We start from the raw sequence: 15,216 nt of genomic DNA, 5'->3' as shown, positions 1-15,216 counted from the left end.
CGGATACATCTCGCCGGCTTACGCCTGTCCGAGCTCGCGCAACGCCAGGTTGAAGTGTTGCCCCAGTTCACGCCGATGAACCGGATGCTCCATCATCGACACATGGTCGCCGTTGACCTGGCTGACGCGGACGGTCGCCGGCGGCAGCAGCTTATCCCATCCCAACGCGGAAGCGTCTTCGCGGCAATATCCCGCCTGCTTGATCCTCTGCCAATACGCCTGGAACTGTGCGTTCTGCGAATTGACGGAAACCTGCTCCTGCTTCGCCTTGAACAGATGGATTTTCAGCGATGCGGGCTGCACCAGGGTCGCTTCCACCAGTTTGGCGTAGTGGTGTCGCTGCTGCCAGAGCGCCGCCTCGTCGGCCACTTCCTCACGCTGAGTCTTGATCCCGGCGCGTTGCACGGCCGCGATCGCCTCCGGCAACGGCAGCTCGGCCAACTGCTGACAGAACTGCGGATCCGGCCTTTCCTGCGTTGACTCCACCCAGTTCAGCAACAGCTGGACCGGGCTGTGCATCGCCTCCACCGGCCGCAACGTGTCGATCAACCCCAGGAAGGCGACCGCTTCCCCGGCCGATTGCAGCTGCTCGGCGATGGCATAGGCCAACACCCCGCCGGAAGAGTACCCCGCCAGATGGTATGGCCCCTGCGGCTGCACTTCGCGAATCAACGCCACGGCGCTGGCGGCCATATCGGACATGGTGGCCGGCTTCTCCTCCACCGCCGGCCACGGCACAGCGTAGACCGGGAAGGTCTCGTCGATCTCCTTGGCCAATTCAAACACGTAGGAGTGGTCGCCAAAGCCGGTCGGGACGAAGAATAGCGGCGGCCGGCTGCCGCTGCTGCGAGCCGGCACCGCTTTGCGCAGCGGAGCCTCTGCGGTGCGACGATCTATCTGCTCGGCCAGCTCGGCCAATATCGGATGGTTGAAGATCGCCTGTACCGGCAAGGTGATGCCTTGCTGACGCAGCTGGCTGGAAAGACGTACCGCCAGCAGCGAATGGCCACCGAGCTCGAAGAAATTGTCGTGGCGCCCTATCTGGCCAATCTCGAGCAGCTCGCACCATACCCGCGCCAGCGTCGTTTCGGTCTCCCCCTGAGGCGCCGCATATTCCCGAGTGCCGACTGCCGCACGCTCCGGCTCCGGCAAGGCACGCCGATCCAGCTTGCCGTTGGCGGTCAACGGCAGCGCATCCAGCCAGACATAAGCCGACGGCACCATATACTCCGGCAAACGTTCGCTCAGATAGGCCCGTAGCTGTCCCTGCAACGCGCTGTGGTCAACGTCGGCCGTCGGTACGATCCAGGCGACCAGGCGCGGATGATGTTCCGTCGAACAAACCTGCACCACCGCTTCCCGCACCCACGGGCTCGCCGCCAGCTGCACCTCAATCTCGCCCGGTTCGATGCGGAACCCGCGCAGCTTGATCTGCTGATCGCATCGCCCCTGGTATTCAAGACTGCCGTCCGGTAAATAACGCGCCAGATCGCCGGTGCGATACATGCGGCCGCCGCCGACCGGATTGAACGGATCGCTCAGGAAGCGCTGTGCCGTCAGTTCCGGTCGGTTCAGGTAGCCCAACGCCACCCCCACGCCGCCGATATGCAATTCCCCCACCGCCCCCATCGGCACCGGGCGCCCGCGGGCGTCCAGCAAGTAAGCGCGGGTATTGCCGATCGGTTTCCCAATCGGCAAGCGCGCCTCCCCTTCAGCCCGCTCGATACGTGCCGTTGTCGCAAAGGTGGTGGTCTCCGTCGGCCCATAGGCATGGATCAGGTGCACCGGCCCCCGCTCTTGCAACAACCGCGCATAAGCGCCCGGATCCTCTTTCTCCCCTCCGCTAATCAGATATTTCAACTGCGCCAGTGCGCCACTGATGCTGTGCACATACTGATTGAACAGCGCAGTGGTCAAGAACAGCGTGGTGATGCGATGGCGTTGCAGTTCGGCCGCCAGACGCTCGGCCTCCATCATCACCTCCGGCGCGATCACCACCAGCGCACCGCCATTCAACAGGGCGGCCCAAACCTCCATCGTGCTGGCATCAAATGCCGGATTGGCGGCAAAGGCAATGCGGTCGTCGGCGTCAAAAGCGGCGTAGCGGTTGTTGCGCACCAAACGCGTGATCCCCTGGTGCGGCGTCATGACGCCTTTCGGCGTACCGGTCGAGCCGGAGGTATACATGATGTAAGCCGTCGCGCCGCTCGACACGCGCAACGCCGGGTTACCGTTATGATCTTCAGCTTCGCGATCCTCGACCGTCAGCTGCGGGATCTCCTCGTCGCCGATGGCGTCCGTCAACATCAGGCAGGCGCCGCTGTCGTCGGCGATCCACGCCTGACGCGCGGCCGGCAGTTGCGGATCGATGGGCACATACGCCGCCCCGGCCTTGATTACCGCCAATTGGGCGCAGACCAGTTCGATGCTGCGCGCCAGCCGCACCGCGACCCGGTCGCCCGGTTGTACGCCGCGCTCAATCAGCCGATGCGCCAACCGGTTGGCGCGCGCATTCAACTGTGCGTAGCTGAGCCGTTGCGCATCCTGGATCAAAGCGATGGCCTGCGGCGTCTGCAGCGCCTGCTGTTCAAACAGTTCGTGCACGCAGGTATCCGCTGGGTAAGCTTCCGCCGTATGATTCCAGCGGCACAGCTGCAGCGCATACTCTTCATCCGGCATCACCTCCAGTTCACAGACCGGTGTCTGAGGCGCCTGCTCCAATGCCTGCGCCAATGCGCTCAACGCCTGCGCCATATAGCCACACACGCGCTGCGCTTCAATCGGCTGCCTGACCTGCGCCGTCAGGCCCAGCGAATCACCGCCGTCCTCGACCGACAGCACGAACGGATAGTTGGTGCGTTCCTGGCTATCGAGCAGCGTTACGCCGGTCGGCAATGCGGTGTCCTCGCCACTGTTATGCCGGTAGTTCAGCAGGGCACTGAACAGCGGCGTGCCCGCGGCGACGCCGTTGCAGCGCTGCGCCAACGCCAGCGGCGCATGCTCATGGGCCAACAGCCCGCTCAGCCGGATGTGCGCCTGCAACACCGCCGATTCCGCGCCGACCTCGTTGACATCCAGCCGCAGCGGCAACGTATTGATAAACAATCCGAGCGCCCGTTCCGCCCCGTCTCCGGCCTGCATGCGGCCCAACAATACGGTGCCGAATACCACCTCATCGCGGCCGGTAGCGCGCGCCAACACCTGCGCCCAGGCCAGGTGGCACAGGCTGGCCAGGCTGACGCCCAGCCGCCGCGCCTGCCGCCGCAGCTGTTGGTTGAGCGCAGGCGGTAAAGCCAGGTGCGCCGTCGAGATATCCCGCCCTTCGCCATGCACGTCGCTCAGGCCGAACGGCAGCGACGGTTCATCGATATCCGCCAGCATAGTGCGGAAGAACCGTTCGTGTTCTGCCTTGCTGACGCCGAGCCTTGCCTGCGCCACCGCGTTGCGGAACGGCGGTGCCTTGGCCAGTTCGTCCCCGCGCCCGGCCAGGATCAGGTTGATCTCCTCCTGCATCACCGCCAGGGTCGAGTGGTCGCCGATCAGGTGATGCCATTGCTGGAGCACGCACCAACTGCCTTCTTCCCCCTGTGCGGCGACAAAGCTCAGCAACGGTGCGCGCGTCAGATCAGGCCGCACGCGGCGCGGATCAAACAACGCCGTCAGCCGCGAACCGATCTCGCCCTCTGCCGGATTGAGCCGCAGTTCTCGCAGCGACAACTCGGCCTTGCGCCACACCACCTGCACCGGTGATGACACGCCCTGCGTGATGAACGCGGTGCGCAGAATGTCATGGCGATCGATCACCTGCTGCATCGCCGCCAGCCAGGCGTCCAGGCGCGCACGGCTGTCGAAACGCAGCACCGCGGACAGCTGGTACGGGTCGCCCCGTTCCGCCAGCAGATGGTGGAACAAAATCCCCTCCTGCAGCGGCGACAAGGCGTAGATATCCTGTACGTTGGCCACGCCGCCCGGCACCTGCGCCACCACCGCGTCGATCTCCGGCTGGCTCAGCGTCGCCAGCGGCAACATCTCCGGCGTAATGGCTACGCAGCCCGGTAGGATACCGTTGGCCGGCACGCTCACTTCCTGCTGCGTGACCAACGTCTGCGCCAGCGTTGACAGCGTCGGCGCGGTGAACAGCGTTTGCACCCCGGCGCTCAGCCCGACACGGCGCAGCTGCGCCATCAACTTCACCGCCAGCAGCGAGTGGCCGCCCAATTCGAAGAAGTTATCGTGGCGCCCGACCCGCTCAATGCCCAGCAGCTCGCGCCAGATCCCCGCCAGCAGCGTTTCCAGTTCGCCTTCAGGTTCGGCGTAAACCTCACGCACGTAGGCGTCCTCCTGCGGCTCAGGCAGCGCGCGCCGATCCAGTTTGCCGTTCGGCGTCAGCGGTAGCGTATCCAGCGCCACCCAGGCCGCCGGCAGCATAAACTCCGGCAACATCCCCGCCAGATACTGTCGCAGCGTCACCGCCAACGTCTGGCGATCCGCGTCAGCCTCCGGCACCACCCAAGCTACCAGTCGCTTATTGTCCGCTTCGCCGAGGACATCCACCACCGCTTCGCGCACCGCCGAATGACCGGCCACTCGCGCCTCGATCTCACCGCATTCGATGCGGAAGCCGCGAATTTTCACCTGCCGATCGTTGCGTCCCAGGTAGTCGATATTGCCGTCCGGCAGATAGCGTGCCAGATCGCCGGTGCGATACATCCGCTCGCCTGGGTTAAACGGATCCGCCAGGAATCGCTCTGCCGTTAACTCTGCGCGGTTGAGATAACCCAGCGCCACCCCGGGGCCGGCGATGTAGATCTCGCCGGTCGCGCCGAGCGGCACCGGTTGCCCGTGCTCATCCAGCAGATAAATCCGGGTATTGCCGATCGGCCGCCCGATAGGCAAACGCTGCCATGGATCCACTCGCTCGATCGTGGCCGTCGTGGCGAACACCGTACACTCGGTCGGCCCATAAGCGTTGATCAGCCGTACCGGCCCAGCCTCTTTCAGCATGCGGGCAAAGGCGTGCGGATCCGCCGCTTCACCGCCGCTCAGCAGATATTTCAACTGCGCCAGCGTCGCGGCGATGCTATGGGCATATTGGTTAAACAACGAGGTGGTCAGGAACAAGACGTTAATCCCTTGCCGCACCAGCGCCGCCGCCAACGCCTCGGCTTCCGTCAACACTTCCGGCGCAATGATCGCCAGACTGGCGCCATTCAACAGGGCTCCCCACATTTCCAGCGTGCTGGCGTCAAACGCCGGATTGGCGGCGAAAGCGAAGCGATCGCCGCGTTCAAACGACGCAAAACGATTGTTGATCGCCAGCCGGAGGATGCCTTGGTGCGTCACCATGACGCCTTTAGGCGTACCGGTCGAGCCCGAGGTATACATGATGTAGGCCGGCGCGTCGCCGGCGCGAGGCACCGCCGGATCGTGGGTCGGATTCTGCCGCAGCCGATCGATACGCAGGCAGGCGATCTCGCCGGCTATCTCGCGGTCGATATCGCGATCGCACAAGATCAACGACGCCCCGCTGTCGCCGATGATCCACGCCTGCCGCGCTACGGGCAGGTGCGGATCGAGCGGCACATAAGCGCCCCCCGCCTTGAGGATCGCCAGTTGGGCGATGACCAGAGAAACGCTGCGTTCAAGCGACGTGGCCACGCGATCGCCCGGGCGCACGCCCTGCGCGATGAGTTGGTGCGCCAGTTGGTTGGCGTGGGCGTTCAATTGGGCGTAGCTCAGGCTGTCCCGATCGTTCACCACCGCAACGGCGTCCGGCGTACGCTGCACCCACTGTTCAAACAGGACGTGGGCACTGCTCTGCGCCGGATAAACTTCCGCGGTTCGGTTCCAGCCGTACAACAACAGTTCGCGCTCGGCAGCCGGCAGCAGATCGAGATGCGACGCAGGCTGCGTAGCATTTGTCGCCATCGCCCGCAGCACCTGCACCAGGTAAACGCCGTAACGTTCGGCGGTAGCGCGGTCGAACAGCGCCGTGGCGAAGTTCAGCGTCCCGCTGATTTGCTCGTCGCGCTCCGCCAGATCGAGCGTCAAATCATACTTGGCGATCTGATAGCCCAACTCGGCACTCTCAGCCTGCAGCCCAGGCAGCGAGATATCGCGCACCGAGCCGTCCTGCCAGGCCAACATCACCTGGAACAGCGGGGTATAACCCAGGTGGCGCGGCGGATTGACCAGCTCCACCACCTGCTCGAACGGCAGATCGCGATTTTCCCGAGCCGCCAGCACCGCGTGGCGGATCCGCGCGATCAGCGTCGGCAGATCAGGATCGTCGCGAAGATCGATGCGCAGCGCCAGCGTGCTGACGAAGAAGCCGACCAGCGATTCGGTTTCCAGCCGGCCACGGTTGGCCTCCGGCGTACCGATCACCAGCTCCTGCTGCCCGGCCATGCGCGCCAGCACCAGGCTCCAGGCCGCCAGCACCGTCATGAACAACGTGCCGCCATGCTGCCGGCTGAACTGCCGCAGCGCCTGCGTCAGCTCGGCGTCGATCGCGATCGGCACCTCCCCGCCGCTGAAAGACTGCACCGTCGGACGCGGCCGGTCGGTCGGCAGCGTCAGCAGCGCCGGCGCATCGCTCAGCGTTTCGCGCCAGTATTGCGCCTGCGCCGCCAGCCGCTCCGGCGTCAGATAGCGACGCTGCCAGGCGGCGTAATCTGCGTATTGCAGCGGCAGCGGCGGCAGCGGATCGGCATCGCCGCGACGCAAAGCGCCGTACAACGCCCCCAGTTCACGCAGCAGAATGCCGGTCGACCAACCGTCGGAAATGATGTGATGACAGGTGAGCAGGAACAGGTGCTCCTCATCCGCCAGGCGGATCAGCGCGGCGCGCACCAGCGGCCCCTGCGTCAAATCAAAAGGCGCCTCCGTCAGGCGCTGCGCCAGTTGCCGCGCCTGGCTCTGAGCATCCTGCCGCCCACGCAGATCGTGAACCGTCAACGGCAGCGCGTCTGCCGGCAGAATGTGCGCCTGCGGCTGCCCCTCGACGGTGACAAACCGGCTGCGCAACGCTTCGTGGCGGGCATAGAGCGCATCCAGGCTCTGCCGCCAGGCGGGCAGATCCAGCTCGCCGCGCAGGCTCAGCGCCAGGGGAATATGGTAAGTTTCACTCAGGCCTTCCAACTGCGTCAGGAACCACAAACGCTGCTGAGCAAACGACAGCGGCAACGCGGCGCCGCGTGGCATAGCCTCGATCGGCGGCAGCGCCTCATCGGTTCTCCGCAGTTGCTGCGCCAATGCCAGCAGCGTCGGATTGGCGAACAGGACCTGCAACGGCAGCTGCCATTCCATCTGCTGCAGACGGTTGGTCAGACGCACCGCCAGCAGCGAGTGCCCTCCCAGTTCGAAGAAGTTATCGTGGCGCCCGACCCGCTCCACGTTCAGCAGCTCGCGCCAGATCGCCGCCAGCAGCGTTTCGTGTTCACCCTGCGGCGCTTCGTACGCTGCCTGGCTCTGCGCCCCCTGCGGCTCCGGCAACGCCCGCCGATCCAGTTTGCCGTTCGGCGACAGCGGCAACGCCGCCACCACCACCCAGGCCGACGGCACCATATAGTCCGGCAGCGCCGCGCTCACATGCTGCCGCAGCGCGCCCGCCAGCGTCTCTTCCGCCACGTCCGCGGCCGGCACCACCCACGCCACCAGCCGTTTGTCGTCGCCCACCGCCCGTGCATCCACCACCGCTTCGCGCACCGCCGGGTGCGTCGCCAGCGCCGCCTCTATCTCGCCGCATTCGATGCGGAAGCCGCGGATTTTTACCTGCTGATCGTTGCGCCCCAGGTACTCGATGTCGCCGTTCGCCAGATAACGCGCCACGTCGCCGGTGCGGTACATCCGCCCGCCCGGCGCGAACGGATCGCTCAAGAAGCGCTCCGCCGTCAGTTCAGGCCGGTTCAGGTAGCCCCGCGCCACCTGCACCCCGCCGATATACAGCTCGCCCACCGCCCCCAGCGGCACCGGCTGCCCGCGCTCGTCCAGCAGGTAGATGCGCGTGTTGGCGATCGGCCGCCCGATCGGCACCGACACCCGCTCCGCCTCCCGCGAACAGTGCCAGGCGGTCACGTCCACCGCCGCCTCCGTCGGCCCATACAGGTTATGCAACTCCGCCTGCGGCAGCCGGCGGTAAAACTCCGCCACCAGCGTCGCCGGCAGCGCTTCCCCGCTGCACATCACCCGCACCACCTGCCCGCAGCGCGTCGCCGCCTGCCCGTCCGCCAGGAAGCTTTGCAGCATCGACGGCACGAAGTGTAGCGTGGTGACGCCATACTGTTCGATGGCGCGGCTCAGGTAATCCGGATCCTTGTGCCCTTCCGGCTTCGCCATTACCAGACGCGCGCCGACCATCAGCGGCCAGAAGAATTCCCACACCGAGACGTCGAAGCCGAACGGCGTTTTTTGCAGCACCGTGTCCGCCGCCGTCAGGCCGTAGGCCTCCTGCATCCACACCAGCCGGTTGACCACCCCGCGGTGTTCGTTCATCGCGCCCTTCGGTTTACCGGTCGAGCCCGAGGTGTAAATCACGTACGCCAGGTGCGACGCCTGCGCGCGCGGTGCCGGGTTCTCGGCACTCAGCGTCTCCGGCAACGCCGCCTCCAGCGCCAGCTGCGGCGTCACGGGTTCGCCCAGCGCCGCCCGGCCGGCGGCGTCCGCCAGCAGCAGCACCGGGTCGGCATCCTGCAGGATGTACTGCAGGCGTTCGCCCGGATAGGCCGGATCGAGCGGCACATAGGCGCCGCCGGCCTTGAGGATGCCGAACAGCGCCGTCACCATGTTCAGGCCGCGTTCGGCGCACACCGCCACCCGGCTGTCCGGGCCGACGCCGCGCGCTATCAGCGCGTGCGCCAGCCGGTTGGCGCGGGCGTTCAGCTGGGCGTAGCTCAGGCTTTCCGCGCCGCTCACCAGCGCGGTGGCGTCCGGCGTGCGATGCACCTGCTGCTCGAACAGCGCCGTCAGCGTCTGATCCAGCGGGTAGTCACGCTCGGTGCGGTTCCAGCCATGCAGCAGATGCTCCCGTTCGGCGGGCGGCAACAAATCGATATGGGATACTGACCGTGGGCTATTCAGCGTCATCGCCCGCAGCGCCTGTACCAGGTAAACGCCGTAGCGTTCGACGGTGGCGCGATCGAACAATGCCGTGGCGAAGTTCAGCGTACCGCTGATGCCTTCGCCGGTATCGGCCAGATCGAGCGTCAGATCAAACTTCGCCGCGCTGTATTCCAGCCCGGCCAGCTCGGCCTGCAGCCCAGGCAGCGGAATATCGCGCACCGAGCCGTCCTGCCAGGCCAGCATCACCTGGAACAGCGGGGTATAGCCCAGATGACGCGGCGGATTGACCAGCTCCACCACCTGCTCGAACGGCAGATCGCGATTTTCCTGCGCCGTCAGCACCGTGTGGCGGATCCGCGCGATCAGCGTCGGCAGATCCGGATCGTCGCGAAGATCGATGCGCAGCGCCAGCGTGCTGACGAAGAAGCCGACCAACGATTCGGTTTCCAGCCGGCCACGGTTGGCCTCCGGCGTGCCGATCACCAGCTCCTGCTGCCCGGCCATGCGCGCCAGCACCAGGCTCCAGGCCGCCAGCACCGTCATGAACAGCGTGCCGCCATGCTGCCGGCTGAACTGCCGCAGTGCCTGCGTCAGCTCGGCGTCTATCGCGATCGGCACCTCCCCGCCGCTGAAAGACTGCACCGTCGGACGCGGCCGGTCAGTCGGCAGCGTCAGCAGCGCCGGCGCACCGATCAGCGTTTCGCGCCAGTATTGCGCCTGCGCCGCCAGCCGCTCCGGCGTCAGATAGCGACGCTGCCAGGCGGCATAATCCGGGTATTGCAGCGTCAGCGGCGGCAGCGGATCGGCATCGCCGCGACGCAAAGCACCGTACAACGCCCCCAGTTCACGCAGCAGAATGCCGGTCGACCAACCGTCGGAAATGATGTGATGACAGGTGAGCAGGAACAGGTGCTCCTCATCCGCCAGGCGGATCAGCGCGGCGCGCACCAGCGGCCCCTGCGTCAAATCGAACGGTTGAGTGGCCGCCTGACGGCACAGCGTGTCGGCTTGCGCGGGGTGACGTCGCAGATCGTGGAACGCAAGCGGCAGCCCGTTTGCCGGCAAAATCTGCACCTGTGGCCGATCTTCCCGGGTGATGAACCGGCTACGCAGCGATTCGTGACGCGCATAGAGCGCATCCAGACTATGTTGCAGCGCCTGCCGGTCCAACCGGCCGTGCAGCCGCAGCGCCAGGGGGATATGGTAGGTTTCGCTCATCCCCTCCAACTGGGTCAGGAACCACAGGCGTTGCTGGGCGAACGACAGGGGCAAATCGCCGTCGCGCGCCACCGGCAGTATCGGCAGCGGTTCCTGAGCCGGCGCAACTTCCAGCGCCTGCGCCAGCACGTGCAGTACCGGGCTGGCGAACAGCGCCTGCAACGGTAACTGCCATCCGGCCTGTTGCACGCGGTTAGCCAAGCGCACCGCCATCAGCGAATGCCCGCCCAGTTCGAAGAAGTGGTCATAGCGACCGACGCGCTCTACGCCCAGCAGCTCGCGCCAGATAGCCGCCAGCAGATTTTCCGCCTCGCCCTGCGGCGGCGCATAGGCTTCACGCACATAGGCGTCGACCTGCGGCACCGGCAGAGCCCGCTTGTCCAATTTGCCGTTGCCGGTCAGCGGCAACGCCTCCAGCCAAACGTAAGCCACCGGCACCATATAATCCGGCAGCCGCGCCTGCAGATGCTGACGCAGCCCGGTCGCCAGCGTAGCGCGTTCGGCTTCCGGTGCCGGAACCACCCACGCCACCAGTCGCTTGCCCCCGTCGCCATCGTCAATCGCGTCCACGGCTACGCTGCGCACGCGCGGATCGGTACTCAGCTGAGCCTCCACCTCGCCGCATTCGATACGGAAACCGCGGATTTTTACCTGCTGGTCATTGCGCCCCAGGTATTCGATATCGCCCCCCGGCAGATAGCGCGCCAGATCGCCGGTACGATACATGCGCGCACCCGGCGCCCGGTTGAAAGGATCATCGAGAAAACGTTCCGCCGTCAATTCGGGCCGGTTCAGGTAACCCCGCGCCACCCCTTCGCCGCCGACGTACAGTTCGCCGATCGCCCCCATCGGCACCGGTTCGCCGTCGGCGCCCAGCAGATACATGCGCAAATCCGGGATGCGGCTGCCGATCGGACTGGTGGTGATCGCCGTATCCTGCGCCGACAGCGGCCGATAAGTCACATGCACCGTGGTCTCGGTGATACCGTACATGTTGATCAACCGTGTCTGCCGGTTCTCTGGACGAGCAAACCACGGCGCAAGATCGCAAGGCTTCAGCATTTCGCCACCGAACACGATCTCGCGTAGCTGCTGGCGCGCTTCGCTGTGCGCCTGAGCCTGGATAAAGGCTTTGAAGGCGCTCGGCGTCTGGTTCAATACCGTGATGCCGCTGCGGCAGACGAAATGATAAAAATCCGGCGCCGAGCGGGCGATCGCCTGCGGTACGATGAACAGCTGGCCGCCATACAGCCAGGCGCCCCAGATCTCCCAGACCGAGAAGTCGAAGGCGAATGAGTGGAACAGGCACCACCTGTCGGCGGCGCTGAAGTTGAACCAGGCGTTCGTCGCGCTGAACAACCGCGCGACCTGCCGGTGCTCCACCATCACCCCTTTGGGTTTGCCGGTCGAGCCGGAGGTATAAATCACATATGCCAGGTGCGCCGGGCGCACCCCGACGTCCTGCAGATCGTCGCTTTCTCCCGTCAGTGGCTGTTCCAGCGCCAGCACCGGCACCTCGCAGTCACCCAGCGCTTGTCGGCCGAGCTCATCCGCCAACAGCAGCACCGGCGCTGAGTCCGCCAGGATGTACTGTAGCCGCTCGCCGCTATAGGCGGGATCCAGCGGCACATAGGCGCCGCCGGCTTTGAGTATCCCCAGCAGCCCGACCAGCATCGGCAGCCCACGCCCGGCACACAGCGCCACCAGGCTGTCCGGCTGCACGCCAAGCTGTACCAGCCAATGGGCCCAACGGTTCGCCTGGGTATTCAATTCCGCGTAGGTCAGGCTGTCATCGCCATACGTCACCGCGATCTCCTCCGGCGTCCGTTTAACCTGTGCTTCGAACAACCGGTGCAGACAGGCCGTCGGCGAATGTGAAGCGACGGTGTGGTTGAGGCCCTGCAGCAACTGCGCGCGTTCTTCCTCGGAAACCAGACTGAGTTCGCCGACGGTGCGACGATGAGAACCCGCCCTCACCGCGTCGTTGAGCAGCATCAGCAGATGTTGCGTCGCCCGCAACATCTGCTCGTCAGCCACGGAGGCGGCGTCGTAGACCCAACGGAAAGCGCCGTCAGCCTTGCAGATTTGCAATACCGCGCGCGAGCCGGAAGCCATGATGGCGGCAACCCCCTCGTCTTCAGGCTGCAACCCCTGCGCCGAGCGCCGGCTGACGATCGATACCGCCGTCGGCCAAGTCTGAGACGCTCGCAGGTCCGCATCGCGCGTCAGCAACGCGGGATGATAATCGGCATGAGCGCGCAGCTGGCTATATTCCTGTTCCAGCGCGGCCAACGCCTGCTGGAAATTGCCGGTGTGATCAACAGAGACCTGCAGCGGCAGCACGCGCGCGCTCAGGTGAGCCCAACGCCCCCAATTCCGATCGTCCGGGGTGATCCACCCCAGCTGAAAATCGGTTTCATTGCACATGCGCGCCAGATAAAGGGTTGCTGCCGCCAGCACCTGCTCGCCGGCAATTTTTTCCATGCGCTGCCAAGCCGTCGCCTGCCAGCGTGCGGGAAGATCCGCCTGGCGGCCAGGCCCCGGCGGGAACGGCGCCGGATAATAACGCGTCAGGCGCGGTTGCCAAAAAGCGGCGCTATCGGCGCTGGCGCCATACGCCGCGCCTAACAGCGAGGCTTCGGCAGCGTTAATCGTCGGCAAGACCGAGCCGACAGACAGGCCGCAGGCCTGCGCCAGCGCATCGCCTGGCTGAGCCGAGCCGTCGGCGCGCAAGAACGGCCCGACGCGCACCACGCCGGGGTTCGCGGCAATTACCCAGCCGTCGGCCTCGACGTGCAGCAGGGTACCGGGTTCGGCCTGCCGCTCATCGCTCACCGCCTGCAGCGCCGTCACGCCCAACACGCGCTCCGCCAGCAGCATCTTCGCCGCGCATCCCGCGCCATGGCTCAGCGAGCTCACCAGGCGCTGCAGCGCCTCAGCCGGGCGATCCCAACGAATGATGCCGCCAGCAGGCGGTTGCCGACGGTTGGTGTAAAAGCTGCCGCCGGCCTCGGCATCCGCCAGCGCCGCCACTTGCCGATCCAACGCCTCGATCGTCCCCGCCGTTGATGCGTTCAGCGCCCGTAAAATAAACTGGAAACGGCGCTGCAAAACATCCAGATCGCCTAATGAATTTGCATAATCGGCGTCAGAAAAAGTGACGTCCAGCTCATTCGCCTGCTGGTCTTCATACAGCATAATCTGTAGATCGCCGGACGGAATATTCCCGCCATAATACCAACGGGTGCGGCATCCCCAGAAAGGATCGCCGTGGTCGAAAGAAACAATGTTAATTGAAGGGCCAAACCAGGCGGAATCCGTCGCGCCATTGTCACGCCGAATGTCCTCCCCACGATATAATTGATGACGAACCACTTTTGCTATTTCGGCTGCGACCTTTTGGATAAATTCGGCCAGACTCAGCTGGGGTTCAACCTTGATAATCAAAGGGACAACGTTAGAGGTCATACCAATACTGTTTCGTTCTCTCGTTCCGGTCACCGGCATGCTGAAATTAAGATATTCACTGCCGGTCAGGCTGTAGAAACATAATGCTACGGCGGCGGCCAATATATGTGCGCGGTGTACGCCGATATTGTCAGCTTGTTGCTGCAGCTGATCCAATGCCTCTTTTTCCAGCAGCTGCGTGTTGCGGTTCATCGCGGCGTCCGGGGTCAATATGGCTCTACGCGACAAACTCTGCGGCGCAGCGGCAGTATATTCCCGCCAAAAAGCCTGATCGGAAGAAAAGCGTGAAGAGTCGCGGTATTTGATGTCGTTTTCATAAAGCAGAGAGAAATTGCAGTTGGCGAATTCAGGGATGACACCGCCGGACACCAGCGCGTTATAGTAAGCCGCGATGCGCCGCATCACTTCCTCGGCACTGCGGCCGTCGGTGATCATATGGTGGAAACGCCGATAGAGGACATAGCGCTGCGGAGCGAGCGTAATCACATAAAAACTAAAAGGTTCCTCTCCCGTGGCGCGGCGCGGCAGCGCCGCATCCGCCACCATCCAGCGTCTGGCCGCCTGCAGGGGATCGGGTTCCTTACTGAGATCGAGTGTGAACAGCGGCTCATGTGTGCGTGGCGCGCGGTATTGATAAAGCTCACCGTCTTTTTCCACAAAATGCGCTTGCAGAGCCGGCGTTTCTTCGACGATAGCATCGATGGCTTGCCGCAGCAGCTTAACGTCGAGAGGCCCGTCAACCTGCCCATAGCCCCAGATATTGAACGACAACTCTTTGGAAATATTTTCCCCCAGCCAGAGTTCACGCTGGGCGATAGTCATTTCATGCAGTTCGACTTTCTCCGCCGCGGCCTGAGCACCCGTACGGAGTTCCCCACTCTTCACATCAGTTTGTTTGTTCATAATATTCTCTAGCACGTTTTCATTACGTTAATGAAAGGGACCGTCCGGATTTAGGCAAAGCCTGGCCGTCCGACAGTTCAGGTCAGAATAAAAAAACCGTAGAAAAGTTGGGTCTCCCCCCAACTAAGAAAGGATGAAATGGTTAATCCAGAGGTTCCCCCTGTGCCTCAATTTGTTGAGCTGTGAAGTATAGGAGAGGATATTTTTTTTGGCGAAATGTGCGAAAGGGAATAAATGACCATTTTATTTCCCCGATATTACTCAGGGATGACGAGCGTATTCCGCTTGTATTAATCTGAGATAATTAGAGAGGAACTCATATTCTTTTGTATTATTCACCTCAGTTAATGTGCAGCAATGCTTACGATAAGAGCCTCTCGATATCAATAAGTTATACTTTATTGTTTTTATGATAATAATTTATTATTTAATTAATTCATTGGCATTTAAAATGAACGGCAATTTTGCTCGCGGCGCATCTATCGTTTTTTGTTATAACGATGGGAAAAATTATGCTGAAAAATTTCTTCGTTTTTTCGGGCGTCAATCAACGGCATCGTTCCCAAT

At 63.7% G+C, this 15,216-nt stretch carries 1 pseudogene; it reads right to left on the bottom strand.

The features are described from left to right. Positions 1-18: 18 nt before the first annotated feature. Positions 19-14,556, bottom strand: a pseudogene (locus ACJ8PI_RS16675) (amino acid adenylation domain-containing protein); the annotation flags it as partial. Between the last annotated feature and the right edge of the window lie 660 nt (positions 14,557-15,216).

Source organism: Serratia sp. CY82433, from assembly GCF_052166535.1.
Classification (GTDB): Bacteria; Pseudomonadota; Gammaproteobacteria; order Enterobacterales; family Enterobacteriaceae; genus Serratia; species Serratia sarumanii.
This window is presented reverse-complemented; position numbering and strand designations above follow the sequence as displayed.